The organism is Planococcus maritimus, assembly GCF_001687625.2.
GTDB lineage: Bacteria > Bacillota > Bacilli > Bacillales_A > Planococcaceae > Planococcus > Planococcus maritimus.
Genome location: NZ_CP016538.2, coordinates 2204116 through 2230471, shown reverse-complemented (window position 1 = coordinate 2230471; position 26356 = coordinate 2204116). Strand labels below are relative to the sequence as shown.

Here is a 26356-nt window from a genome sequence, read left to right as displayed (position 1 = left end):
ATTGGAAAAGGCAGAAAAATGTCTGTTTAATGTAAGCGGAGTAGGAAAGGGTGGGTATACATGGAGCGTTTTTGGGATACACCGGAGAAACTAGAGGATCTATTATGTGAATTAGTCAGTTGGGAAAGCATTTATTTAACACAAGGGGAAGCAGAATTTCCAGTGAAGTTAAAAGGCTTAATGGGGGAACTCGATTATTTCAAGCAGTATCCCGATCAATTGACCTTGGGTGAAGTGAACTGGGGCCGGACGTTCTTAACGGCGCTTTATAAACATGAAGAAGCGGTGGATACAGTCGTCTTGATCAGTCATTTTGATACCGTTTCAACAGAAGATTACGGCGTATTGCGGCCGCTTGCCTCAAGCCCACGCTTATTGACACGTGCGCTTCATGACCGAAAGGAAATGCTCAGCGCGGAGGCACTGGCTGATTTGGAATCCGGCAATTATTTGTTCGGTCGGGGAACGATGGACATGAAAGCCGGGCTCGCTTTGCATATGTCTTTGATCGAGAAAGCTTCCGTTGAACAATGGCCAATCAACCTTGTCTTGTTGACGGTGCCGGATGAAGAAGTCAATTCCAATGGCATGCGCCACGCAGTCCCTTACCTTTTGGAAATGGCTGAAACACATGGCTTGAACTATTCGTTGTTCTTGAATGGAGAACCGGTCTTTGCTCAAGATCCGAAAGAAAGCGATTTTAAAGTATACAGTGGGAGTATCGGGAAAATCATGCCAAGTGCTTTGTTTTATGGCAAAGAAACACATGTCGGCGAACCACTCAGCGGCTTGACATCGAATTATATGGCTTCGTATCTAACTCAAGAAATGAGCTGGAATCCGAAATTCCGGGAAACACTTTACGGTGAAACATCGCCGTTGCCGGTCACGGTGCTGCAGCGTGACGTGAAGATGGAGTATTCAGCCCAGACACCATATCGTGCTGTATCGATGTATAATGTCTTCCTGCTAGAACGCAATGCAGAAGAAACGATGCAAATGTTTGAAGAAACGGCGCGCCAAGCCCTTCACAAGATGAGTCGGGATTATAACGAGATGTGCAAGCGTGAAGAAATTGAGCCGGTCAACGAAGTGAAAGTTTTCCGCTTCGAAGAGCTGAAAGAATACGCGCTTGAAAAATTAGGAGAAAAAGCGGTTGAGCAAATTATGTCGAATGTGACAGAAGATGTCGATCACGATGTGCGGGAACAGTCCCATGCCATTACGGATCAATTATTAATCCAGTGCCACGAACTGACACCTGCCGTGATTTTATTGTTTGCGCCGCCTTATTACCCGCCGGTCAATTCGAGCGAATCAGAACTCGTCAAGAAATGCATACAGCAAGTGCAGGAAACAGCCCTTGAACGATTTGACCTTGAAGTGAAACAAGGACATTATTTCAATGGTATTTCCGATCTGAGCTATGTTAATTTTCAGGACCAAAACGAAGGCTGGCAGACGTATGAACAAAACACGCCAGTTTACAACAGAAGCTATAGTGTGCCATTCGAAGCGATGAACAAACTCCAGGCACCGGTATTGAATGTTGGGCCGTTCGGGCGTGATGCACACCAGCGTACGGAACGACTAAACCGCAAGAGCGCATTTGAGGAATTGCCTGTTTTGCTGGAAGATTTGTTGTTGTCGCAGTTTACGCCATTAGTGTCGAAGAAGTAAGCATAATCGGCAGCTTGCCGGGTAAAGAAGGGCAAAAGGAGCTGATCTCGATGCAAAATGTGCAGGTTTTTCATTTTGAAGATAATGGCGTCATCCCGAATAACCCCAGGCTACCGGTTGTCTTTTACACTGCCGCTTTCAAAGACAATCTCGAACGGATCCAACAGGTCTTCGAAAAGCATGGCTGGGGCAATAGCTGGCAAGGCGGCGTGTTCGATTTTCATCATTACCACAGCAACACACACGAAGTGCTCGGTGTGATGAGCGGTTCGGCGCGTCTGCAGCTAGGCGGCGAAAGTGGGCAGAACGTGGAAGTGGCCGCGGGGGATGTCTGTGTTTTTCCGGCCGGTACGGGCCATAAACGCTTATCGGCTAGTGAGGATTTCCTCATTGTGGGGGCATATCCTGGCGGTGTGGAATACAACTTGAAGACCGGTGAACTGGGCGAGCGCCCTTATGTGCTAGAAGATATTCTCAACACGCCACTTCCTAAGACCGATCCGGTTTACGGTGACGCGGGGCCGTTGTTTTCAGCGTGGAATATATAAGTCGATAAAAAAGACGAAGCGCAAGGTGCATCCACCTAGTGCTTCGTCTTTTTCGTTTAGGGCATTTTACTATCCGACAAGCGCCGGAGCGAAAAATTCTTTGTACAATTCATTGAGGATTTTTCCCTCGTCTTCTTTCAAGATGCCAAATACCAAACTGACTTCAGAAGAACCTTGGTTAATCATTTCGATATTGACATCGGTACGTGCAAACGCAGCAGCTGCACGGGCGGTCAAGCCTTTATTATTGTGCATGCCTTCGCCCACCAATACGATCATGGAGAAATCGTTGCGGATGTGGACATCGTCCGCCTGGAGTTCGTTTTTCACCCGTTCGATGATGCGCTGTTCTTTTGCATCATCAAGTTGATGGCTTCTGAGGATGACGGATAGGTTATCGATTCCAGATGGGATGTGTTCATAGGAAATCTCTTCTTCTTCTAAGATTTGCAAAAGCTTGCGGCCGAATCCGACTTCCCGGTTCATTAAATATTTGCCGACATATAAGGTCGAAAAGCCGCTATCCGCAGAAATTCCAGTGACGGGGCGTGGTGAACTGGCGCGCTCGGCTACAATCATCGTTCCTGGTGCAGAAGGATTATTGGTATTGCGGATGCACAAAGGCACGGAGGCCCGGTACGCAGGCATCAAGGCTTCGTCGTGAAGGACGGCAAAACCGGCATAGGACAGCTCGCGCATTTCGCGGTATGTCATCTGTTCGATTTCTACGGGGTTATCGACAACTTGGGGGTTGGCGGCAAAGACGCAATCGACATCGGTGAAATTCTCATAGAGCTCGGCCTTGACGGCTGCTGCAAGGATGGACCCTGTGATGTCGGAACCGCCTCGGTCGAATGTGCGAAGCATTCCGGATTTCGTGTAAGCAAAGAATCCGGGGAAGACCGTAATCGATGGCTTTTCCGCTAACGCCGCCAGCTGGCTGTAAGATTCGGACAAAGCTTGGGCGCGTTCTGGCGGGTTGTTGACGAACAATCCAGCTGTGTGCGGATTGACGTACTCCGCCTGCATTCCGATGGAAGTGAAATAGGCAGCGATCAATTTCGCTGAATTGTCTTCTCCTGCCGCTTTGATCGAATCGATATACAAATCATGCTGGCCGCTGTCTGCGCGCAGGCGCTCTGTGAGGTCGGCACGGATGATGTCGATAATCTCCCGGTCGAGCCCGAGTTCATCCGCGATTTCCGTATAACGGTCGATGACTGCCTGCAGGGGCTGTTGAATGGCGTCACCTAATAATGCGGCGGACGCAAGCCGGATGAGCAGGTCGGTCACTTTTACGTCTCCGCTGTGGCGTTTGCCTGGAGCTGAGACGACCACTATCCGGCGTGCCGGGTCTGCTTGGATGATGCTTGCGACTTTTTTGATTTGCTGTGCGCTAGCGACTGAAGTTCCACCGAATTTGCATACTTTCATCCTATCAAGTCCCATCTTTTTTTAATAGTCTGTAAAAAGGGTTGTTTTCGCTAAGATATAATACTATAATGTCTCTATGACAAAAACAACTGTATTTTCACAGTGTACACACCATGGGAGGAATCGTCAATGAAAAATGAAGTTTCAATCGGATTATTAGGTTTCGGTACAGTAGGGAGCGGCGTTGCGAAGATCATCCAGCAGCACCAGGAAGATCTGCAGCATAAACTGGGTGCACAAGTCGCGATCCGTAAAGTGTTGGTGCGGGATGCCGGGAAAGACCGGATGTCGGACCTCGATCCGAATGTTTTCACGACGGACATCGAAGAAATCTTGAATGATTCTTCCCTTGATATCATTGTAGAAGTAATGGGCGGCATTGAAGGTGCAAGAACGGCGATGGAACAGGCATTGAAGTCTGGCAAGCAAGTCGTGACAGCCAATAAGGATGTCATGGCACAATATGGCCATGAGTTGTTGAAGCTGGCAGATGCGGAAAAATGCGATTTGTTCTATGAAGCGAGTGTAGCCGGTGGCATCCCGATTATCCGTACGCTTGAAGATGGGCTGGCTTCGGATCGCATCTCGAGCATGATGGGCATCGTCAATGGAACCACGAACTTTATCCTGACAAAGATGAAGCAGGAAAAGAAAAGCTATGAAGATGCACTTGCAGAAGCGACTGAACTGGGCTTTGCAGAAGCTGATCCGACCGCCGATGTGGGCGGCCTCGACGCAGCGCGCAAGATGGTCATCTTGTCATCGCTTGCCTATTCGACAGAAGTCAAACTCGATGATGTCAACATCCGTGGCATGGAGACAATCCAAGACGGCGATGTGGAGATGGGCGAAAACTTGGGCTATACGATGAAAATGGTCGGTTCATCGACAAAAGACGAAGACGGCATCGACGTATCGGTGGAACCGATTTTCTTGGCAAATAGCCATCCTTTAGCTTCAGTCAATAATGAATTCAACGCCGTTTATATTTACGGGGATGCAGTTGGCGAAACGATGCTTTATGGCCCGGGTGCCGGATCGTTGCCGACTGCGACATCAGTCGTCTCTGATATTATTGCCGCCTGCAGAAACTTGCTTCTCGGTGTGAACGGAAAACGCGAACACGCAGCGCAACACGAACGCGTGATTAAGCCAGCAGAGAAAAGCCGTTCGAAATACTTCCATCGTTTGCTAGTGAACGATGTAGTCGGCGTCTTGTCCAAAGTAAGCGCCATTTACAGCCATCACGGCGCGAGTATTCAATCCATCGTGCAGAACCCGGGCACAGATGAAAACGCAGGAAAAGCAGAGCTTATTTTAAAAACACATGAAATTTCACGCCAACAGCATTTGGATGTTTTAAACGAATTGGAAGGTATGGCTAGCCTGATCAGCCATTACCGCATTGAAGGGGAGGATGTAGCATGAGATGGCCTGGACTGATCGAACAATACAAAGAATGGCTGCCGGTGACGGAAGCTACGCCTCAACTAACATTGCAAGAAGGCAATACCCCCCTGATTCATCTCGAAAAGCTGTCCGCTGATTGGGGAATTGAAGTCTACGCCAAAATTGAAGGCGCCAATCCGACCGGTTCTTTTAAAGACCGGGGCATGGTCATGGCGGTCGCGAAAGCGAAAGAAGAAGGCAAGAGCGTCCTCGTTTGTGCATCTACAGGAAACACGTCGGCTTCGGCGGCTGCATACGGCGCACGAGCGGGCATGCGGACAATTGTCGTCATTCCGGAAGGCCGCATCGCACTTGGTAAATTGGCACAAGCAAAAATGTACGGTGCAGAAATTTTGGAGATCAAAGGCAATTTTGACGAAGCACTGGAAATGGTCCGTGAAATCGGCAAATCACCAGGCATCGCTCTCGTCAATTCAGTCAATCCTTACCGTCTCGAAGGACAGAAAACCATTGCTTTCGAAGTGATCGAGCAGCTTGGGAAAGTACCGGATTTGTTCGCGCTTCCTGTCGGCAATGCCGGTAATATTTCAGCTGCGTGGAAAGGCTTTACTGAATATGCGGAACGCACTGGCGAAAAACGCCCTGAATTGCTCGGCGTCCAAGCGGAAGGCGCCTCGCCGATCGTCCAGAATAAAGTGGTGGAACAACCGGAAACTATCGCGACAGCCATTCGTATCGGCAATCCGGCAAGCTGGCAACTAGCTCTTAATGCACTCGATGAATCGCAAGGCACCATTCTCTCGAGAAGCGATGATAAAATCCTCGAAGCCTATCAGCTGCTTGCCAAAACAGAAGGCGTCTTTGCGGAACCGGCATCGTGCGCATCGATTGCTGGCCTGAAAAAACAAGTGGAAGATGGGCAAATCAAAAAAGGATCGACCGTTGTTTGTGTACTGACAGGCAATGGCTTAAAAGATCCGGCGACAGCCATCGAAGTCAGCAAACAAGACGGCATGCTCGAAGCCGCCAACATGGAACAGTTTTGGGAGGAGTTAAAAAAGGAGGTCAAAGTATGAGTGGAAAAGAATTCTCGATAGCGGTGCCGGCCTCCACTGCCAACTTGGGCCCCGGATTCGATTCCATCGGGCTTGCCTTAGACCTTCATTTGAATATTCACGTGTCGCCTGCCGATTCGTGGCAGCTCGATTATAAAACACCGGAATACGCCCATCTGTCCGGTGTTGAAGGGAATTTAATCCTGCAGGCAGCTGAACGCACGGCTGCTGCTTACGGGAAAAAATTACCGCCAGCTAAACTGGAAATCGAGACGGATATCCCGCTCGGGCGTGGGCTTGGCAGCAGCGCTTCAGCTATCGCAGCAGGGATTGAATTGGCAAATCGCTTGCTTGATTTGAATATGTCGGATCAGCAAAAAGTGAAAATTGGAACTGATATGGAAGGCCATCCGGATAATATTTCCGCTTCACTGCTCGGGGGCTTAACGATTTCCTATTTTGATGAAGAGCAGATCGAGACCGTACACGTCGAACAAGTCGATATTGGTGTCGTGTTATTGATCCCACAAGAGATTTTCTTGACAGAAGAGTCTAGGAACCTCTTGCCTGAACAACTCCAGTATGCTGAAAGTGTTAGGGGAAGTGCTGCTGCCAATGTACTTTCTGCAGCAATGGTGAGCGGTGATTGGGAGAAAGCCGGCAAGCTCATGAGCAAAGATATTTTCCATCAGCCCTACCGACAAAATCGGTTCCCAGATTTCGACAAAATCGGTGAAGCGTGCCGTAAGCTGGGTGCTTATGGATATGCAATCAGCGGAGCGGGGCCATCTCTTTTCATTCCGGTTCGCCCTGGCGATGAACAGCACATCGCAAAGGCACTCGGCGAGCAATTTCCACATTATGAAGGCATAGCGATGAAAACGGCATGCGAAGGAACCAAATCGTGTGAAACAGTTGCATAACAAAAAGCTCCGGATCAGCTGATCCGGAGCTTTTTCGATTTTCCAATGCTTATAGTTTGATGGAAATGTATTTGGTTTCGAGGAATGCATCCAAGCCTTCCTGTCCGCCTTCTCTGCCAACGCCGCTTTCTTTCATCCCGCCAAATGGGGCTTGTGCAGTGGAAGGGAGGCCGTCATTCCAGCCGACGATGCCATATTCCAGGTTTTCTGCAATGAATGTGCCGCGCGACATGCTTTCAGTGAAAAAGTAGGAAGCAAGTCCAAAGCGTGTGTCGTTCGCAAGCTGTACCGCTTCCTCATCGGTTTTAAAGCTCATAATCGGCGCAACTGGCCCAAAGGTTTCTTCGTTCATGACCAACATATCGTCCTTGGCATTAATGAGGACGGTTGGGTTATAGAAATAAGCGTCATTTTCTGTCTTGCCATCGCCGCCGACTAGCACTTTTGCGCCTTTATCGATAGCGTCTTTTACATGGCGCTCTACTTTTTCATAGCCATCTTTATCGACGAGCGGGCCAATGTCCACTCCATCATCCAAGCCATTTCCGACTTTTAATTGGCTGGCTGCTTGTTTGAGTTTCTCAGAAAACTCATCGACTATTCCTTCTTGTACATAAATACGGTTGCCACACACGCAAGTCTGCCCAGCGTTACGGAATTTTGAAGCCATGACACCTTCGACTGCTTTATCAAGGTCCGCATCATCAAGGACGATAATCGGCGCGTGCCCACCCAGCTCTAAGGACAAGTTCAACATCACTTCGGCCCCTTGCTTCATCAATTCTTTTCCGATTTCAGTGGAACCGGTGAAGGTTAGCTTGCGGACTGATGGATGACTGGTGAACACTTTGCCAATTTGCGAGGCACTGCCGGTCACCAAATTGATGACGCCTTTAGGGAATCCGGCTTGTTCTGCGAGTTCGAACATGCGAACGGCTGTAAGTGGCGTCATTTTCGCTGGTTTTGAGACGAAGGTGCATCCAGCAGCAAGTGCGGGTGCCATTTTCCGTGCCATCATGGCCGCAGGGAAATTCCACGGCGTGATGGAAGTCACTACGCCAACCGGCTGCTTATTGATTTGGATCCGTTTGCCGTCTTTACTAGCAGGGATGGTCCGGCCATATACACGTTTGCTTTCTTCCGCAAACCAGGAGATGAAAGAAGCGGAATATTCTACTTCGCCGATTGCCTCTTTCAGCGGTTTGCCCATTTCTTTGGTGAGGATTTCCCCGACTTCTTCTTTGTGTTCCAATAGGAGATCGTGCCATCTCATCAATATTTCTGCCCGTTCGTAAGCAGTAGTCTTTGACCACGATGGGAAAGCGGCCGCCGCGGCTTCTACGGCTTCAGTCGCTTCCGCTTCACCGCCATTGGGGACGCTACCCACTTGTTCACCGGTCGCCGGGTTCATGACTTCGATTACATCGTTTCCTTTATCTGTCCATTCGCCATTTATATAATGTTTGCCATTCATCAAAACGCCTCCTCAAATTATGCTTCTTGTAGTCAATACCTCACCTGGAAAATGTCTAAACTTACAGGCGATATCACTGGTGCATGTCCATGAATGGAAAATTGCCAAATAAATATAGCAAAAGCTACAAAACTGTGAATTTATGAGGATACGCAATATATCGCCGTTGGTCGCGCTTACATTTTATGCGTTCTTATTTTAATTTTAAGTTATTTCAAAATAGTCTATAAATTGTATTTCAGAACTCGAAATTCTGTGCTACTATTGCTTAAAACCAATAAGCTTTTCCAAAACTTTGTTTTTGTATAATGTTTTGAAGCTGAGAGAGGAAGGAATACTATGCCCCAAATGTTGGCTTTGGCCATTATGGCTTTCATCTTGTTTATCGGAGAGCTCATCTCCATTCGTACGAAAGCTTGGATTCCATCCATTTTCGTGAGCGGGGTATTATTCCTGATTGGATATTGGACATTCTTTCCGGAAGATATCGTGACCATCGGCGGCATTCCGCCAGTCGTGGCGACTTTGCTGATTTACTTATTGATCACGAATATGGGGACTTTATTGTCGCTAAATGAATTGAAACAACAATGGCGCACCATTTTAATCGCCTTGTCAGGGATATTGGGCATCGTCGTCTTCTTGCTTGCGATTGGGACATTATTATTTGATTTTCAGACCGTTATCGTCGCCATTCCACCGCTTGTTGGAGGCTTGGTATCAGCATTGATCATGTCAGAAGGAGCATCAGCAGCTGGACTTCCGACGCTCGCTGTATTTGCTATCGTGATTTACGTTATTCAGGGATTCGCAGGTTATCCTTTAACGTCTATCATGCTAAAACGAGAAGGGCGCAATTTGCTGAAGCAATACCGCAATAACGATTTACCGGATCATGCCCCTCTAACGCAAGGAGCGGTTGAACAAAGAGAACAGGATGAAAAACCGAAACTTTTTGCGGCTTTACCAGAGAAATACAACACCGATTTCTTCAAATTCTTCCGCCTGGCACTCGTCGGTTATGCGGCCTACCTCGTTTCGACATTGCTAGCTCCCGTTGTGGAGATCAGCCCTTTTGTTCTGTGTTTGCTGTTCGGCGTATTGGCCCGTTCCATTGGCTTTTTGGAACGCCATCCACTGCAAAAAGCGAATGGCTTCGGTTTTGCAATCATGGCATTATTGCTATTCATATTCGATGGTTTGAAAACAGCGACACCTGAAATGATGCTGGAAATCCTGTATCCATTGATCGGCTGCATCATCATCGGGCTAGTCGGCATGTATATCTTTTCATTCATCATCGGGAAGATTCTCAAAGTCAGCAAAGAAATGGCGTTCGCGTGTTCGTTGACGGCGCTGTACGGCTTCCCGGCAGACTATATCATTACAGTGGAAGTGATCAACGCATTGACGCAGGATGAAAAAGAACGTGAAATGCTAACAAGCCGTATGCTTCCGCCGATGCTGGTCGCGGGATTCATCACGGTCACGATCGTATCAGTCATCTTGGCAGGAATTTTCGTCGGGTTCCTGTAAATTATCATTTAGGAGGGTATTGCCATGATTCTTGAAGCACTTAAAAAAGAAATCGCAAATCACAGCGGAGAATTGGTAGACATCAGGAGACAGTTGCATAGCGAGCCGGAGTTGTCTTGGGAAGAATATCGGACAACCGAATACGTTTATAATTATTTGTCTGAACTAGGCATCGAATGCCGTAAAACCGAACCTACAGGCGTCATCGGAGAATTGGCGGGTGCCAAGCCAGGCAAGACCGTAGCGCTAAGGGCGGATATGGACGCATTATCTGTCGAAGAGCTAAATGGAGATTTGCCTTATCGTTCGAAAGAACAAGGAAAAATGCATGCATGTGGGCATGATGCCCATACAGCGATGTTACTGATTGCTGCCAAAGCACTTGTGGCAGTTAAAGAGCAGTTATCGGGGACGGTCAGGTTCTTGTTTCAGCCGGCAGAAGAAGTGGCGACTGGAGCACGTGAAATGGTCAAGCAAGGGGCGATGGAAGGTGTAGATAATGTCTTTGGCATGCATATTTGGTCACAGAGCCCAACCGGCAAAGTATCGTGCATTCCTGGCCCCTCTTTTGCCTCAGCAGATATTTTTAACATTCGCTTCACTGGGCGTGGTGGACATGGTGCGATGCCGCAAGCCTGTGTAGATGCATCAATTATGGCTTCGTCGTTTGTTATGAACGTCCAGTCCATCGTCTCGAGAACCATTGACCCACAACAGCCAGCCGTCGTCACGGTCGGCAAAATGACAGTCGGAACCCGTTTTAACGTCATTGCAGAAAACGCAGTGATCGAAGGAACCGTCCGCTGTTTTGATCCGGAAGTGCGCGGCCACATCGAAAAGCAGCTCGAAGTGTATGCGAAAAACACAGCTGAGTTATACGGTGGAACTTTTAAAGTAGAATACATACGCGGCACACAAGCCGTTATCAACGAACAAGAAAGTGCGCATTTGGCACGAGCTGTAGCAGCGGAAGCGTTTGGGGAAGATGTTTTATACAGAGAAGAGCCGACGATGGGCGGCGAAGATTTCTCGTTCTTCTTGGACGAAGCGCCAGGTTGCTTCGCGTTAGTGGGAGCAGGAAATCCAGAAAAAGATACACAATGGGCACATCACCATGGACGGTTCAATATCGATGAAGAGGCATTATCGGTCGGGGCAGAATTATATGCACAATATGCTTATAGCTATTTGAACAAAAACCAAACAAATTGATGGAGGGGCTTATGGGAAATAGCACATTATACGAAGACTTGATCAGAGGGTACGACAAACAATTAGACCATTCAGGGGTCAGCGGAGACCGGATAGCGAAACGTTTGCATGCGTTATCGGAAATTGGTTATACAGAACCAGGCGGAGTAAAGCGCCCAGGTTTATCCCGTGAAGAAAAACAAGCTAAAGAATTGGTTAAATCCTGGATGGAGGAGGCGGGGCTTACAGTCAAGGAAGACGGTGCTGGCAATGTCTTCGGCACTTTGCCGGGACAGTCAGAGGGGCCTGCTATTGCTTCAGGATCGCATGTCGACAGTGTACCGAACGGTGGAAATTTCGATGGCCCACTTGGCGTTTTGTCTGCGCTCGAAGTGGCAGAAGCGTGGAAGGAACTTGGAGTTGTTCCTAAAAAACCATATGAAGTAGTGATTTTCTCCGATGAGGAAGGTTCAAGATTCAATAGCGGGCTGACGGGGAGCCGGGCGATGACAGGAAATATAACCGATATGGAAATGAAGCAGTTGCGGGATTATGATGGCAAAGACCTGGCGCAAGTTCTTGAATCTTATGGCAGTTCGTTAGAGGCGTTTCACGAGTCGACCAGAGATTTATCAGAACTGGAATTATTTGCAGAGGTGCACATCGAACAAGGAAAAATATTGGAACAAAAGGATCAGCCGGTCGGAATCGTTAGTGGCATCGCCGGCCCTGCCTGGATGGAAGTGAAATTTTCTGGACAGGCGGGACATGCAGGCAACACGCCCATGCTTGGTAGAACGGATAGTTTAGTGGCCGCGGGTGAATTTGTTAGCCGCTTGCCTGAGCTTCCGCGAGCCATTAGTGAAACGGCTGTCGCAACAGTCGGCAAATTCGATGTATCTCCGAATGGCATCAATGTTATACCGGAGCAAGTCGTCCTGCATGTCGATGCGCGAGACATCCATCAAGAACCGCGGGATTTGCTTGTAGAACGCATTCGAAATTTAGCGAGTGAAGTAGCCGAAACACATCATGTTACGGTTTCACTGCAACAAAACACTAGTATTCTACCTGTTCCAATTGCAGACGAACTGCAGCAAGAACTGGCAGAATTATTGATGAAGCAAGGAATTGACCCTGTACGAATTCCGAGCGGGGCAGGTCATGATGCTATGATCGTTGGGCGCCATATGCCAGTTGCCATGCTATTTGTCCGCAGCAAAGACGGCATTAGCCACAACCCGAAAGAGTGGTCGTCGCTATCGGATTGTGTTCACGGGGTACATGCTTTAAAAGGCTTTATTGAATCGAGAATGGCAAAAGCATAAGTAGCTTAGCGCGAAACAGAGGGGTGAATCCCTCTGTTTTTCATTTTGCCTTAACGCATTAGAAAAATATGGTTTTGGAGATCCTTATTATGGAATTATCGGGTTATTTTGATATAGAGTGTATATTTAACAGTAAAACGGGTATATAGAAAGTAAGAATTGATATCAAATTCGGTACGGAGGTGATGAACGTGAAAGCAGTTGAGAATAACGTTCCCAATAGTGTGCGCCCATTTTCAGAAGAGAAAATCCTGAAGGAATGCCGCCATTATTTTTCATCGGAAACTGCTCGAACAGCAGAAATCGCTGAAAGATTTATGGAATATTTCATTAGAAATGCTTCGTCGGAAGGTGTGCTTTTCAAAACTATTAAAGAAATCACCTACGACTTGAATATCTCTCACCAAACCTTGACTAAGGTTCTGAAAAGGCTTGAAAAAGAGGAGATAATTTATAGAAGAAACGGCATCATCGGATTGTGGCAAGAATAATCAACGTATAAGTGATCCGATGAATCGGGTTAACAAAGACTGGCGGATACTCCGCCAGTCTTTTTCTTCGTTTAATAATATCGGACTATTTTCTCGTTTTAAGATTTATTCGTTTTATGTATATATATAACTATATAAAAGTTCGGTTTTTAAAATAAATATGTGTAACAAGGCTATTTGCTTATTAAAATTAATTAATTTTATAAAAATTAGCTAAAAAGTGTAGAATGAACTAAGGAAGTGTGATATAAAGGTACTATAATATTCTGAATTTTTAGATAGTAAGTTTGATATCAAATAGGTGAGGGGGATGAATCATGGGGAAACAATTAATTGGGTGTCGACTTCTAACATGTCTTAGCCGTAATTTCCGATTGGTAGCTGGTACGACGGTCTCTACAGTGTTCGCTGTTTGGTTAGTATCAGTGTTTATTTACGAACCGGAATTTACGGCGACCAGCCAAGTGTTTGTTGAACCGTCCTCATCCGATGCCATCCATGGAGAGGCTTTAGCCTTAGCCGATTATCAAACATTAGAAGCGTATCAAGTTTTAGCAAAAAGCCCAGCTGTCTTATCCCAAGTGTTGGAAAACACCTCCAACTCCTATTCGATGGCTGAACTCCATGACCATATTGCGATCAACCGGCCAGACAATTCTCGGATTCTGAATATTGTCGTGACTGCTGAAAGTAAGAACGAAGCTGCTGCGGTAGCGAATGCCCTCGCCTATAGCCTGCAAGAAGAAGTGAAAACTCTGTTGAAGGTAGACAATGTGAGCATTGTTTTAAAAGCGGGCACCTCGAATGGTGCGCTTGAAGAAAGTAGCAGTTTAAGCGTCCTGCTATCGCTTGCAGCAGTGGCGGGAATGCTTGGTGGTATTCTTCTTAGTTTTGCACTTGAGCTGGTAGGATTTGCGAGAAAATATGCACATTTAGGTCGAAAGAAAGATGCGCAATTACAAACCGTTTTTAAATAAACGATAGTTAAAACTGAGGTGAGAGTATGTACAAGCTGGTTTCCATACAAGAGCATATCAAATGGCAGGAAATACTTGATGCCTTGGACATACAAGATATTTATTACACGACCCAGTATTTTCTAAGTGCCCTGAAACTGGACCCAGGAGAAGCTTACCTCTTTTATTTTCAATGTGCAGAAGGCGAAGTGGCCTATCCCTTCATCAAAAGAAAAGTAAATGATCAACTTCCTCATTATTTTGATATTACAACACCTTTTGGCTATGGCGGACCTATATTGAACATACGATCTAATAGCGCAACACTAGTAGCGAAATTTAGGGAAACGTTTGCTGGCTTTTGCAAAAAGGAAACCATTATTGCTGAGTTCATTCGGTTTCATCCTTCACGAGGAAATGCAGAGTTTTTTAAGGATTATCTCCAATTATTGCCTTTACACGAAACCTATTCGATTGATTTGAAAAAATGGCGAAATAACCTAGAGGCAGAAGGGGAGGATTCTGCTGAAGTTGAAATGCGCAAGTTGGGAACCGTTCGCCATATGTTCGAGTTTCTGGTTCTTTACTATTCAAATGCCCGAAGTCGTGATGAAGCCGATAGCTATTATTTTTTTACCAATGATTATTTTGAAGCCTTAGTCAGCACGCTTGGGCCGAATCTTCATTTGTTTGGGGCCTATATAGAAGAAAAACTGGTTTCCTCTTGCTATGTTCTGGCAATGGGAAAAACCATTAATTTTCATTTGGAAGGCAATTTACCAGAAGCTAAAAAATCCCACACAGACCGTGAACTATTGGCGAAAGTAGCTGAATGGGGTGTGGATAATTATTACGAAGAATTTCATCTAGGTGGGAGTCTGGACAGCGATTTAGGCGATGCGAAACGGGCGATTGCCAATATTCCGGCTTCCACTTTTTTTATCGGCAAATGCATCTATGACCAGCAACTATACGATCAACATATTTCTTTAGACAACGAAGATGTAATTCGTCGCTATCGCAATATCTAAATGGTTCAACGAAAAAAGGAGGTAAAATACATGAGATACACACAATATAAAGGTGTAGTAGAGCGGGAGTATAAGAAGTCGTTGCGCAAAATTATGTATGAACTATGCGTGCTAGAAGGTTTGGATTCGGTGAATGGGGCACTGCGCCTTGGAGTCGCAAAAACTATCTTTGAGTATTGGCGACATTTTTACAGATACGATGATCACCAGCGCCTATTTGATCAAAAAGTACAGGAACTTGACAAAATGCATTTTCTTTATGTAAATGAAGAGAAGAAAGAGAGTCTTCAACAAACACTCCTGCATACAGGAGAAGCTGACTTGAGTGGATTCAAAGAACAGGTAGAAAAAATGACCGCCTATTACCGCCAAGTTCATACGGAAAGCAATGGATTGGCAGTGGAGGCCTCCAATTTGACGTTATTTGAATTTGTCGAGGAACTTATTCAGCGCTATGAAAAAGGAGAATTGCTTGAAGAGATAACGAACAAGTCATCAAAAAGGGGTAGTTAATCGAGAATGCAGCCATTTACGAAAAAAGCAATCGAAGTGATGAAACAGATACCGGAAGGAAAAGTAATGTCCTATGGGCAAGTTGCCCGGTCAGTTGGCAGCCCGCGTGCTGCCCGCCAAGTGGCAAGAATTCTTCACAGCATGAGTAGAACATATAGCATTCCCTGGCATAGAATCGTCAACGCAAAGGGTGAAATTGTCATTAAAGACGGGGAAGGAAATTACACTCAAAAGTTGCTGCTCGAAGAAGAAGGTATTTGCTTTGAGGAAGACGGAACTGTTTCTCTCAGCCGCTATCAGTACTTTCCGGATTTGTAACGAAGAAATAGCACGTTTATAACAAGCCTGAAAGAGGGTATAAACTTGCAATGACAAATTTTCTTGTTTCAGAAATGGGGAATTATAGTGGCTACAGAAAATAAACCGGTTATTGGCATTACAGCCCGTGTAGAAGAAGATCAAATGTATTCTTTAGATCCTGTCTATGCTAATGCTATTTTACGTGCAGGCGGGTTGCCGTTGATAGTGCCAATTGTAGATGAAGAAGATATCCCGCTTTTGTGCGAGCGTTTGGATGGTTTGATCGTGACAGGTGGCGGAGACATTAATCCGAATATTTATGGGGAAGAACCCCATATTGGATTGGGTGCAGTTTATCCAGGCAGTGATAAATATGAGGCAGAACTGATCTTGAATTTTCTGAAGTTGGATAAGCCATTTATGGGAATGTGCCGAGGCATGCAGATGTTCAATGTGGCTTTTGGCGGCACCGTTTATCAAGACTTGGAAGCGCAATACGAAGGGACTCTTTACCAACACAAACAAATGGCAATGCGGACACACCGTACGCATTCTGTAAAACTGGAAGAGGATAGCCTGCTTTATAAAATCATGAAAGAAAAAGAGTTTCATGTAAATTCTTTCCATCACCAAGGCGTCAAAGACGTCGCACAAGGCTTAGAAGTGGCAGCCCGTGCGGCAGATGGACTAGTGGAGGCATTGCAGAGCCCAAACCATCAGTTTGCGATGGGCATCCAATGGCATCCCGAAGAATTTGCACTGCAAGGCGATGAAGCATCATGCAATATATTTTCCTACTTCGTTAATGAATGTTTGATAGACAAAAAGCAAAATCAATAAGACGGCAGCAATAGTATGTCCGTCGTTTCTTATGAAATCACAAAAAACCCGCTCTCCATTTTGGAGGGCGGGTTAATTCTGATTGCGAAATTATGCTTTCGCGTTAACTGACCAAGGTTCAGGGATACGAGATTTAACAGCAAGTTGGTCTTCAACAGCCCAAGGTTCAGGGATGCGAGATTTAACAGCAAGTTGGTCTTCAACAGCCCAAGGTTCAGGGATGCGAGATTTAACAGCAAGTTGGTCTTCAACAGCCCAAGGTTCAGGGATGCGAGATTTAACAGCAAGTTGGTCTTCAACAGCCCAAGGTTCAGGGATGCGAGATTTAACAGCAAGTTGATCTTCAACAGCCCAAGGTTCAGGGATGCGAGATTTAACAGCAAGTTGATCTTCAACAGCCCAAGGTTCAGGGATACGAGATTTAACAGCAAGTTGGTCTTCAACAGCCCAAGGTTCAGGGATGCGAGATTTAACAGCAAGTTGGTCTTCAACAGCCCAAGGTTCAGGGATGCGAGATTTAACAGCAAGTTGATCTTCAACAGCCCAAGGTTCAGGGATGCGAGATTTAACAGCAAGTTGATCTTCAACAGCCCAAGGTTCAGGGATACGAGATTTAACAGCAAGTTGGTCTTCAACAGCCCAAGGTTCAGGGATACGGGACTTGACAGCAAGTTGATCTTCGACTGCCCAAGGTTCAGGGATGCGAGATTTAACAGCCAAATCATTTGTATCGTTTAGTGAAGTAACACCTGGCAAAGTGCTTATTACAAAAGTGGATGCTAATAACAAAAGTATGCTTTTCTTCATTATTTTCTCACTCCTAACTGATATTGAGGACTGCTTTGTAAGCATCCTTTGATTTTTCTAACATTATAGCTGATTCTTTGTAGCGCTCTTGTCTAAAATACAAATTACCCAAATATCCAAAGTAGTAACCTAAATCATGGAAACTATTTGATTCTTCGAAAGTCTTTACTAACTCATTCAATAAAATGTCTTCGAACCCTTTTTCATCACCTTCAAGTAAATAAGTTAGTGCGACAAATTCCATGTACACATTTCTGAAAGAAGTATTTGCTGGGGAATCTAAGCCCAAATCTTTAGCTTTAACTTTTTCTGTACCTTCTTTGACAGCTTTTTCAGCTTTAACTCTATCATCAATTTCTAAGTAACTTCTAATCAACAAACAATAGGTAGAAATGCAGTCAGCTAAATACTCGTTGGGAATATATTTTAAGGCGTTATTTAAATGTGGAATAGCTTCTTCGTATTGTTGATAAATAAAATTAGAATAGCCTACATTATATTCAGTAGTGAATTTTAAAATATCAATATCCAATTTACTGCCGATGGTTAAAGCATTCTTATGATGTTCAAGAGATAATTTGTAATTTCCGAAGTATTCATGAGTAATCGCTATATTCAAGTGGCACTCCACAATTCGTTTGGGTACAAACTCTTGTTGATAAATTTTTAATGCCAATTCTGAATATTTAAAAGCCAATTCATGTTCTTCACAATGATTGCTAGATATGCCGATAGAATAATATAAGTCTCCCACTTCAGCGGCAGATATAGACTTTGGAATAATCTTCTCAGCAATCAAATAGGTTTTTAATGCAGTCTCGAAATCATTTAAAATGTAATTATAATTGCCGTTGTATTTATGATACAGGTAATACTGTTCTTGATCCATGAACTCCTTGAAGCGATCCATCTCTTTGATTTTATTTTCTGCGCTTTCCAAATCGCCGGTAATAATGAAATAGCGGATTTGTTGAATATCGAATTCGAGTTCGACATCTTCGTCTGCGCGTAAAAGAGGGTGGTTGCAGATGTCTGCATAATGCTCCATAATCTTCCCTTTATTTTGGGGGTGAAGCAATGAATTCTTGAAGTTTTTCACTAGCACTTTCCCAATTGGGTTATCTTTAGCAGCTAACGGAATCTCAAGTTTTTTGCATAATGCTTCCAGTTCTTTCAAAGCCGGCTCTTTCAACCCGGATTCAATTTTTTTCAACTCTTTGGAAGAAATAATGCCAGATGCCGTTTCTTCCATGCTGAAACGTTTTTTTAATCGGTGGTATTTCAGTCTCATTCCAGTGTCCATGTCCGCTCTCCTTTCCATTTGAATGGGCAGTACTTCCATCATCCATGTAGGAGAGTTTTTCTCCGCTTGGCCAGGCGGCCCTGACAAGCGTATATCAGAGAGATTATTTAGTACGATACTTACCGCCTCCACATCTACATTCATATTTTACTTTAAATGCACATATTAAATCTATGATAGCATCAATTTTCAAAATAAACTGCTTTTTTATATCTGTAACTTGTGTTTTGAGAAAAAAGGTAAAAAGTGCCTATTATCCAAAAGAACACCTAAATCATTACAGTAATTGGACTTACTAGTAGTTCTAATGTTCTAGTATAATAATTTCCGGAAAGTTTAGATAAAGTGTAATGAGGGGTAAGGAATAATAATACAGCAGCTAAATCAATTAAATGGGGGTATTGTGATGAGCACATCAAACAAACAAGTACTTGGGGTCGTTTATTCTCAAGAAGATTTCAACCGTAAATTGAGCCAGTTAAATGAACAAGGCTATGCCACAGAGGAAATCCATGCAGTGGCTGAAAATACCGATCACTTAAACAGCGATCAAGTGGAAGTGGAAAAAGCCGGGGCATTCGGAGATAAAATGAAGAGTTTTGTAACAGGGAAGAGTGCGGTCAAGGAATCGATTGATTCACTTGGTTTATCAGAAGCGGAGTCTCAGCGCTACACAGAAGATGTAGCTAAAGGCGGAACCTTATTATATGTTGAAGGCGAACGAAAGGGCATCATGGAACAAGTAAAAGAATCAGAAGGTGCGCCTGAGGGAGAACCAACCGATGCAGAGCGCCGTCAGTACATCCAGTCCGTTGACAATAATTATGATGAACAGGAAGACCGTTTCGCTCGAGGTGAAACATTCCTTCAAGATCCAACATTAGTGAAAGATGAGCGCCATGTATCCTTTACTACTCAGGAAAAACCCGAAGTGGAAAAAGCTAGGGGCGGCACAAGCAAAACAGAAGCACAAAGTAAGACTGATCGAAAATACAGATGAATCCTTGCCCCCAGCCATCAATGGCCGGGGGTTTTATGGTGCCTGAGGATACGAGTTTTATCGATGTAAAAATGATGAAATAGAAGGAACGAAATGTTTTAGCAATGATAACGTGCGGGTAAACAACTAACAAGACAAGTGAAATCAGGAGGTTTTATGAATGGCACAGACAAACCGTCAATACGAAATCGTCTACACGCAAGAAGAAATGGAACAGGCTTTGGAAAGCTTTATTTCAAGAGGATATCGTAACGAAGATATCCATGTGCTGGCGAACGATAAAAACTTGGTGAACGAAGCACACGATCGGTATGGAGTAGATTCAAGCCAGGCTAATTCTTTTGGCAAACGCATCAAAACTCTTTTCACTGGTGAGGATCAAGCTCGAGCTAAGTTGGATGAATTCGGTATAACCCGCGACAAGGCAGATCAGTACGAGCGTGAAATTGAACGAGGCGCGGTCCTTCTCTATACCGATGGGGAGCCTAGTGATTCAGAGGCTGAGCACTTTTCTTCGCATTCTGATGACAACCAACCTATGGATCTGGATTCGGGAGAACGCAATACGGCATTCGCGCCGTTTGGCAGAGATGTTGAACGGGATGGAAGAATGCACGACGATGAAAAACTGATCGATAAAGATATCCAGAAACACGAGGGCCGACATGATACGGGTGTTGACGGCATTTATACTACCGATGCCACTCGTGAGCAGACGAATAGATCTCAAGTGCATAGCAAATCCCAGGATTCCCGTTTGAAAGGTGACGAAATCCATCCGACTAGCGACCGTGAAAAGCCATCGGAAGCGGAAAAACCATCTGAAAAACGCATGGAACACGAACCTAAACTCGGTGACCAAGAAGGCGAAAAGGAATTGAATAGAGAAGTTGAATCTTCTCCAGGATCAGATCCGAACCTTGGGCCAGCGCCGTTCGGCCATGATTCAGAAGAAGAGCATTCAAATGATGGAGATCGTCGCGACGATTTTGAATCAGCGAAAAACCCTAGAGATGTAGATGATTTCCACAAAGATGTAGAGAAGAAGACGGGAACGCCACCAACGCCTCGTTTGTTCTGACAAAAAGGCAGGAGAAATTTTCATTTCTCCTGCCTTTTTTATAAACTCATGATTTGTGTGTGGTACGAGCAATGACGATTCCGATGAGTGTTCCGACAACAGCAGGAACGAGCCAGCCGATCCCTTGTTCATAAAACGGCAAGTAAGAAAATGCCTGTGTAATGGCATTGAACTCAAACCCTGAACTCTTTAATGCATCTATTACACTAACGATACCCGTAAGGACAAGCGGAATTATATAGACATAAGATTTTTGATAAAAGGAATGATCGAAAAATGAAAGTATAACTAACACAATCGCCAATGGATAGATGGCTAGCAGGACTGGCAAGGAAATGGCGATCAATTGAGTCAGCCCGACATTGGCGATGATGGTCGAGAACCCTGCAAAAATAAACACATAGGCCACGTACGGCAATTGCGGGAAAATCTTATTGAAAAACTGAGATGTTGCGGAGACGAGACCGATTGATGTCGTTAAACAAGCAAATGTAATCGCGGCAGCCAAAATGATGCCGCCAATCTCCCCGTAAAGCACGCGTGAAGCCAGTGCAATCACTTCTCCACCATTGTCTTGCATGCCGATAGCTTCAACACTAGTTGCGCCAATATAGCTTAAGGAAAGGTAAACTAGCGACAGGCCAGCCGCAGCGATAAATCCAGCATAAGCGGTCGTCTTTAAGATGATATTCTTATCTTCAACACCTTTAGCCCGGATAGATTGAATGATGACAATTCCGAAAACCAATGCAGCGATTGCATCCATCGTCAAATAGCCTTGGAGGAAGCTTTCAAAAAACGCTTCCGTACCATAATTTTCGACTGGGGCACCAATTGGACCCATAGGTGTCAGAAAACTTTTGATGGCTAAAAACCCGATGACGACGATGAGGATCGGCGTCAGAATTTTACCGATACGATCCACAAGTTTGGTGGGGTTCAGCGCAAAAAGGACAGTAATCACAAAGAAAATGATGGTAAACAAAAATAATGACCAAAACGATGACGCCATTTCAGCTGTCAAAAAAGGAGCTGTGCCGATTTCAAACGCGACAGTAGCTGTTCGGGGAATCCCGAAAAACGGACCAATTGCCAAATAGACAATCATTGTGAAGACGATGCCAAAGACCGGGTGGACCCGTCCAGCGATTGATTGCAAGTCTCCGCCAGCTTTTGCGATGGCGAGTATGCCTAATAGCGGCAAGCCGACGCCTGTCAGCAAAAATCCAATAATGGCGGGAATTAATTGTTCTCCTGCCAATTGGCCGAGATAGGGAGGGAAGATTAAATTTCCAGCGCCGAGAAACAGCGCGAATAGCATGAGCCCAATTGTTAAAGTTTCAGAATTTGTAAGCGTTTTCTTATTCATGGGAGTTCTCCTTTTAAATTAAACATGGTCGCACAAGAATTTATTATAGCTGAATTCGCGCAGTTATGAAAATTAAAATTTGGAAATAAAAAAAACCGGCACATTGGCCGGTTTTTCATAAACTTATTTGTCTTTATTGAAGCCTTCTTTAAATTTGCCCACGGTGTCTTGGACTTTGCCTTTGGTTTTATCGGACTTGCCTTCAGCCTGCAAATCCGGATTATCCGTCGCGTTGCCGACCTGATCTTTCACTTCGCCTTTGCCTTTGCTGACGGCGCCTTTCAGTTTATCAGAGAATCCTTCTTTATCAGCCATTGAAATGCCTCCTTATGAATTTGTTTACTGCCTATATAGCCTTTTTGAGTGGATATAAACCTCTTGTGAAAATTAATAAAGCTCCCCGCAGCAATCTCAGGGAGCATTCGTTTATGATTGCAAAGATGGATCTTTAAGTGTTGCTCTGGCTTTTTCTTGGACTGAGATGCATAAATCCTGCTCTGCCAATCGTTTTAATGTAGTCAGTGGAGTAGCTGCATTAGCAGCGACACCTTTTCGTACTTCGGGATGCTGATCGAGCGACAAATCCACTAGCAGCCCTTCGCAATTAATTGATCGCGCAAGCTCCGCCCGTTTATGGTAGTCCATTTTCAATACAGCTGCTTCATCATAAGGAGACCATTCTTTCTTCGAAGAATAAAATAGAAGATTGCTGTCCATAATTTGCACTCCCGCTCAAATTAGTATGATATTCGTAATCTATGTGTTTATTATAGCATATTATGGATATAATACTATAAAAGTGCCTGTTTATTCTGAATATTATCGAGTGAACGAAATTCTGGTTCCAAAGTTTCACTCGCTTGAATTATTTTATCAAAAAGGAGAAGGGGGCGGAAACTTTTTATCGCGAGGACCGTCTATTGATATAGAGTAAGAAAAGGAAAGATATTGGAAAGCAGCATCTATTACTTTCTTTTTTAAATGGCCATGCTATAATAATGCAGGATATGTATGCAAAATGAGAGTTTTTTAAGGAGGAAGAACATGCTATACCTTACACTGGTTGTGGCATTTATCGCTTCGATTCTCCTGACTCCCCTTGTGAAGAGATTGGCATTTCGCATCGGGGCAGTGGATCGGCCCAATTATCGAAAAGTACACGCAAGAATCATGCCGCGCTTGGGCGGGTTAGCTATATTTGGATCTTTTTTGATCGCTTATCTATTCCTCCAACCGAAGGATCCCGTTTCTTCAGCGTTAGATGCTTCATTGATTCCGATTGAAACAGCCATCATCATCGGTGCATTTCTCATCATCGTAACGGGTGTCTTGGATGATATGCTTGAAATTACAGCAAAAGCGAAGATGCTTGGTCAATTGGCTGCAGCTGGAGTTGTCGTCATTGGCGGCGGACTCGAAATTTCATTCATTAACTTGCCGTTTGGCGGCGTGTTGGATTTCGGGTATTTCAGTATTCCCCTTACGATTATTTGGATTGTGGGCATTACTAACGCTATCAACTTGATCGACGGACTTGATGGCCTAGCGGCAGGTGTTTCTACTGTTGCCTTATTGACGCTAACGGCGATGGCTTTCATCATGGGCGATATTTTCGTTATGTCGACAGCCGCTATTCTTGCCGCAAGCTCCATCGGATTCCTGTTTTACAATTTCCACCCAGCAAAGATTTTCATGGGCGACACCGGGGCGCTGTTTCTCGGCTTCATGATCTCCGTGCTGGCATTGATGGGCTTTAAGAACGTGACAGTGGTCGCTTTAATCATTCCGATCATCATGCTTGGCGTGCCGATTTCGGATACGTTCTTCGCTATCGTGCGACGCGTTCGTGAAAAGAAATCCATTTCCGAAGCGGATAAATCACATCTACACCATTGCTTGTTAAACATCGGATTTTCGCATAGCCAGACAGTCTTGATTATCTACGGGATTTCTGCGCTATTCGGATTGGCGGCATTGCTATTCTCGCAAGCAACTCTGTGGGGAGGTATCCTGCTAATCGGAGTTATGCTTCTGGTGATTGAATTATTCGTGGAAGTGGTCGGACTTGCAGGAAAGAATTACCGCCCGTTAATCAATTTAGTGAGAATGATAGGGAAGTGAAAAAGCGGCCTCGGCCGTTTTTTTCTTTTGGGCAAAACATTTATGAGAACAAAAAACTGGCAACCGAATTTCGGTTGCCAGTTTTTTTATTCTTCTTGGTCTGATTCTAGATCCGGAAAAGCTTGTTCGGTAAGAGTATCTTCGTTTAAAGACAGATTCGATGTGTCCGGCTTCAAACCGAGATGGCTTTGAAGTATATCTTTCAATTCTTCGAGAGATTCTTGGTCAGGCTGGTAATAATAAATGCCCGTAGACATATCATCGTAACCTTGAACGCTCATCGTCTCCACATCAGGTTTGCCGTTTTTAGCATATTCGAAAAATGCCTGCATATCACGGAAACTCATATTGGTTTTCATATTGTCTCCGACAGCTTCAATCACACTGCCGTATTTGGTAATAGATCCTGCCGACAAAGCTTTGTCCATGATCGATTCAAGGATCATCTGCTGTCGCTTGCCACGTTCAATGTCATTATCGTAATAGCGGGTTCTGGCCAGGGCCAAGGCTTCACTGCCATTGAGCTGCTGCAGCCCTTCTTCGAGTTCAATTGCATTATGAGAATCTGTCTCATCTTTTTCTTTCAAATCGTAAGGCACTTCGGCTGTGATTCCGCCTAATGCATCTACGACATCAACGAAAGCATCGAAGTTCATGGTCATATAATAATCAACTGGTACGTCGAGCAGTCCTTCAACGCTTTCAATCGTTGAGCGCGGACCGTTCAATGCGTATGCATGTGTGATTTTATCTTCATATCCTGAATCCGGAATGAAAGTGTAGGTATCTCGCGGAATGCTGACAAGCTTCACAGATTTATCTTCGTTATTCAACGTGGCCAACACCAACGCATCGGAACGAATATTGTCACTGCTTTGATCTCTTGCTTCACTGTCATCGATCCCGATGAACAAAATCGAGATATTGTCATTCAGCGGTTCGACTTGCTCTTCGCGAAGATCGGATTTGTCGCGCCCATCTGCCGACTCGTACGCATTGTTTGCAGCAAACTCTGCTTTTTTAACAAGCCAAATGCCGAACGCGGATAAACTGATCAACAAGGAGACGGCCAGAATCGCGGAAATTTTGATGATTGTTTTCCGCCTGCTGGACTTCGCCTCCCGCTGGATTTTTCTACTCATTATAGTTGCTCCTCTAAGGGGGGATTATGTGCGGCTTTGGAATTAGCCGAGCACATGCTGTCGCTTTTTGCTAATCGTAAAGACATAAGGGATTTACGAATTTTCATTTTTTTGTGCTGTTGATATTATACAGGGATTTGATACGCACGTAAATGAAAACAAACTAAGCATGTGGAAACTCGAGGAATTCGGTGCGTATAGATTCAATTTCAGCCTGGCCATTTGTCAGTTCATTGACCCACTCAGTAAACAGGAGTTCTTGTTCAATCGGCACATGGATGGACAAGACCACCGCGTCTGAATAATCAATGCCAGCTAGTGGATAATCCGACTGCCGGATTTCATTCTCCATTTTGCCAAGCCAAGTGTAATCGATGGATACTTGCATCAAGTAGTGGAGGCGGCGTTGCACCACGCCGCAAGCAGCAATTGCTTCCGTTGCGGATTTTCCATAAGCGCGGATTAATCCTCCACCACCCAATTTGATCCCGCCATAATAGCGTGTCACTACCAGTACAGTGTCTTTTAGCCCTTGTTTCTTTAGCACTTCTAGCATTGGCACACCCGCTGTTCCGCTAGGTTCCCCGTCGTCGTTTGCTTTTTGAATTGTATCATGTTCGCCAATCAGGTACGCCGAGCAATTATGGGTAGCTTGGCGATGTTGCGCTTTGATGGAATCGATAAATGCGGCTGCTTCTGCTTCTGTTTCAGCTCTTGCGGCATGACCGATAAAACGGGATTTATTTATGAGTATTTCTGCACTGGCAGAAGAACCTACTGTTATGTAATTTTCTCGCATTTTTACTCCCCCTGTTGTAGAATG

The 26356-nt window shown here is 44.9% G+C and carries 26 protein-coding genes; 17 read left to right on the top strand and 9 right to left on the bottom strand.

Annotated features, from left to right (window positions below):
* Window positions 1-60: 60 nt before the first annotated feature.
* Entirely contained in the window at window positions 61-1680 is a 1620-nt protein-coding gene (locus BBI11_RS11185) for a M20/M25/M40 family metallo-hydrolase (RefSeq protein ID WP_068463334.1), read from the top strand.
* A gap of 50 nt (window positions 1681-1730) precedes the next feature.
* The gene (locus BBI11_RS11180) at window positions 1731-2228 is read left to right on the top strand and encodes a cupin domain-containing protein (RefSeq protein ID WP_156889061.1); all 498 of its coding nucleotides are present in this window, start codon (window positions 1731-1733) and stop codon (window positions 2226-2228) included.
* 69 nt (window positions 2229-2297) lie between these two features.
* Here BBI11_RS11180 and BBI11_RS11175 read toward each other — a convergent pair whose 3' ends face one another.
* Entirely contained in the window at window positions 2298-3662 is a 1365-nt protein-coding gene (locus BBI11_RS11175; protein WP_068463332.1) for an aspartate kinase, read from the bottom strand.
* Between the two features lie 129 nt (window positions 3663-3791).
* Between BBI11_RS11175 and BBI11_RS11170 the strand changes: the two genes are divergently transcribed.
* The 3 genes from BBI11_RS11170 to thrB are packed head-to-tail and all read left to right on the top strand — an operon-like array spanning window position 3792 to window position 7050.
* Complete coding sequence (locus BBI11_RS11170; protein ID WP_068463329.1) at window positions 3792-5090, top strand: homoserine dehydrogenase; 1299 nt, start codon at window positions 3792-3794, stop codon at window positions 5088-5090.
* Window positions 5087-6148, top strand: a complete 1062-nt coding sequence (gene thrC, locus BBI11_RS11165; protein WP_068463327.1) for a threonine synthase — start codon at window positions 5087-5089, stop codon at window positions 6146-6148. The genes BBI11_RS11170 and thrC overlap by 4 nt, the downstream gene beginning before the upstream one ends.
* Window positions 6145-7050, top strand: a complete 906-nt coding sequence (gene thrB / locus BBI11_RS11160; protein ID WP_068463325.1) for a homoserine kinase — start codon at window positions 6145-6147, stop codon at window positions 7048-7050. The genes thrC and thrB overlap by 4 nt, the downstream gene beginning before the upstream one ends.
* A 49-nt stretch (window positions 7051-7099) precedes the next feature.
* Here thrB and BBI11_RS11155 read toward each other — a convergent pair whose 3' ends face one another.
* On the bottom strand, window positions 7100-8524 hold the full coding sequence (locus tag BBI11_RS11155) for an NAD-dependent succinate-semialdehyde dehydrogenase (RefSeq protein ID WP_068463323.1): 1425 nt from the start codon (window positions 8522-8524) through the stop codon (window positions 7100-7102).
* Window positions 8525-8863: 339 nt separating this feature from the next.
* Here BBI11_RS11155 and BBI11_RS11150 point away from each other — a divergent pair, with 339 nt between their 5' ends.
* The 9 genes from BBI11_RS11150 (at window position 8864) to BBI11_RS11110 (ending at window position 16710) form a co-directional block, all read left to right on the top strand.
* Entirely contained in the window at window positions 8864-10060 is a 1197-nt protein-coding gene (locus BBI11_RS11150; protein WP_068463321.1) for a hypothetical protein, read from the top strand.
* 24 nt (window positions 10061-10084) lie between these two features.
* Window positions 10085-11272 (top strand): amidohydrolase, encoded by a 1188-nt coding sequence (locus BBI11_RS11145; RefSeq protein ID WP_068463319.1) that lies wholly within the window; start codon window positions 10085-10087, stop codon window positions 11270-11272.
* An 11-nt stretch (window positions 11273-11283) separates the two neighbouring features.
* The gene (locus BBI11_RS11140; RefSeq protein ID WP_068463317.1) at window positions 11284-12579 is read left to right on the top strand and encodes a Zn-dependent hydrolase; all 1296 of its coding nucleotides are present in this window, start codon (window positions 11284-11286) and stop codon (window positions 12577-12579) included.
* 191 nt (window positions 12580-12770) lie between these two features.
* Window positions 12771-13070 carry a MarR family transcriptional regulator gene (locus BBI11_RS11135; RefSeq protein ID WP_068463315.1) on the top strand — a complete coding sequence of 100 codons (300 nt, stop codon included), beginning with the start codon at window positions 12771-12773 and terminating at the stop codon, window positions 13068-13070.
* 317 nt (window positions 13071-13387) lie between these two features.
* Window positions 13388-14047, top strand: coding sequence for a Wzz/FepE/Etk N-terminal domain-containing protein (locus BBI11_RS11130; RefSeq protein WP_068463313.1), 660 nt, complete (start codon window positions 13388-13390; stop codon window positions 14045-14047).
* Window positions 14048-14073: 26 nt separating this feature from the next.
* Window positions 14074-15057, top strand: coding sequence for a GNAT family N-acetyltransferase (locus tag BBI11_RS11125; protein WP_068463311.1), 984 nt, complete (start codon window positions 14074-14076; stop codon window positions 15055-15057).
* A 30-nt stretch (window positions 15058-15087) separates the two neighbouring features.
* Window positions 15088-15570 (top strand): hypothetical protein, encoded by a 483-nt coding sequence (locus BBI11_RS11120; protein WP_068463309.1) that lies wholly within the window; start codon window positions 15088-15090, stop codon window positions 15568-15570.
* Between the two features lie 6 nt (window positions 15571-15576).
* Window positions 15577-15888, top strand: coding sequence for an MGMT family protein (locus BBI11_RS11115; RefSeq protein WP_068463306.1), 312 nt, complete (start codon window positions 15577-15579; stop codon window positions 15886-15888).
* A gap of 87 nt (window positions 15889-15975) precedes the next feature.
* Window positions 15976-16710 (top strand): gamma-glutamyl-gamma-aminobutyrate hydrolase family protein, encoded by a 735-nt coding sequence (locus tag BBI11_RS11110; protein ID WP_068463304.1) that lies wholly within the window; start codon window positions 15976-15978, stop codon window positions 16708-16710.
* Between the two features lie 90 nt (window positions 16711-16800).
* Here the strand turns inward: BBI11_RS11110 and BBI11_RS11105 are convergent, their stop codons facing one another.
* Together BBI11_RS11105 and BBI11_RS11100 are read right to left on the bottom strand one after the other, a co-directional pair.
* On the bottom strand, window positions 16801-17517 hold the full coding sequence (locus tag BBI11_RS11105; RefSeq protein WP_068463302.1) for a hypothetical protein: 717 nt from the start codon (window positions 17515-17517) through the stop codon (window positions 16801-16803).
* 13 nt (window positions 17518-17530) lie between these two features.
* Complete coding sequence (locus tag BBI11_RS11100) at window positions 17531-18964, bottom strand: tetratricopeptide repeat protein (RefSeq protein ID WP_237150264.1); 1434 nt, start codon at window positions 18962-18964, stop codon at window positions 17531-17533.
* 262 nt (window positions 18965-19226) lie between these two features.
* On the opposite strand from BBI11_RS11100, the gene BBI11_RS11095 reads away from it, so the two are divergent.
* Together BBI11_RS11095 and BBI11_RS11090 are read left to right on the top strand one after the other, a co-directional pair.
* A complete protein-coding gene (locus tag BBI11_RS11095; RefSeq protein ID WP_068463298.1) occupies window positions 19227-19820 on the top strand; it encodes a general stress protein in 594 nt (197 codons plus the stop codon).
* Window positions 19821-19980: 160 nt separating this feature from the next.
* A complete protein-coding gene (locus BBI11_RS11090; protein ID WP_068463296.1) occupies window positions 19981-20901 on the top strand; it encodes a YflT domain-containing protein in 921 nt (306 codons plus the stop codon).
* 46 nt (window positions 20902-20947) lie between these two features.
* On the opposite strand, the gene brnQ is transcribed toward BBI11_RS11090, so the two are convergent.
* The 3 genes from brnQ to BBI11_RS11075 form a co-directional block, all read right to left on the bottom strand.
* Complete coding sequence (brnQ, locus tag BBI11_RS11085; protein ID WP_068463295.1) at window positions 20948-22270, bottom strand: branched-chain amino acid transport system II carrier protein; 1323 nt, start codon at window positions 22268-22270, stop codon at window positions 20948-20950.
* 123 nt (window positions 22271-22393) lie between these two features.
* On the bottom strand, window positions 22394-22585 hold the full coding sequence (locus BBI11_RS11080) for a CsbD family protein (RefSeq protein WP_068463292.1): 192 nt from the start codon (window positions 22583-22585) through the stop codon (window positions 22394-22396).
* Between the two features lie 111 nt (window positions 22586-22696).
* On the bottom strand, window positions 22697-22987 hold the full coding sequence (locus BBI11_RS11075; RefSeq protein ID WP_068463290.1) for a hypothetical protein: 291 nt from the start codon (window positions 22985-22987) through the stop codon (window positions 22697-22699).
* A gap of 327 nt (window positions 22988-23314) precedes the next feature.
* Here BBI11_RS11075 and BBI11_RS11070 point away from each other — a divergent pair, with 327 nt between their 5' ends.
* On the top strand, window positions 23315-24391 hold the full coding sequence (locus BBI11_RS11070; protein WP_068463288.1) for a glycosyltransferase family 4 protein: 1077 nt from the start codon (window positions 23315-23317) through the stop codon (window positions 24389-24391).
* Between the two features lie 86 nt (window positions 24392-24477).
* Here the strand turns inward: BBI11_RS11070 and BBI11_RS11065 are convergent, their stop codons facing one another.
* Together BBI11_RS11065 and BBI11_RS11060 are read right to left on the bottom strand one after the other, a co-directional pair.
* Entirely contained in the window at window positions 24478-25533 is a 1056-nt protein-coding gene (locus BBI11_RS11065) for an LCP family protein (protein ID WP_068463286.1), read from the bottom strand.
* Between the two features lie 163 nt (window positions 25534-25696).
* Window positions 25697-26332 carry a YigZ family protein gene (locus tag BBI11_RS11060; protein ID WP_068463284.1) on the bottom strand — a complete coding sequence of 212 codons (636 nt, stop codon included), beginning with the start codon at window positions 26330-26332 and terminating at the stop codon, window positions 25697-25699.
* Window positions 26333-26356: the final 24 nt, after the last annotated feature.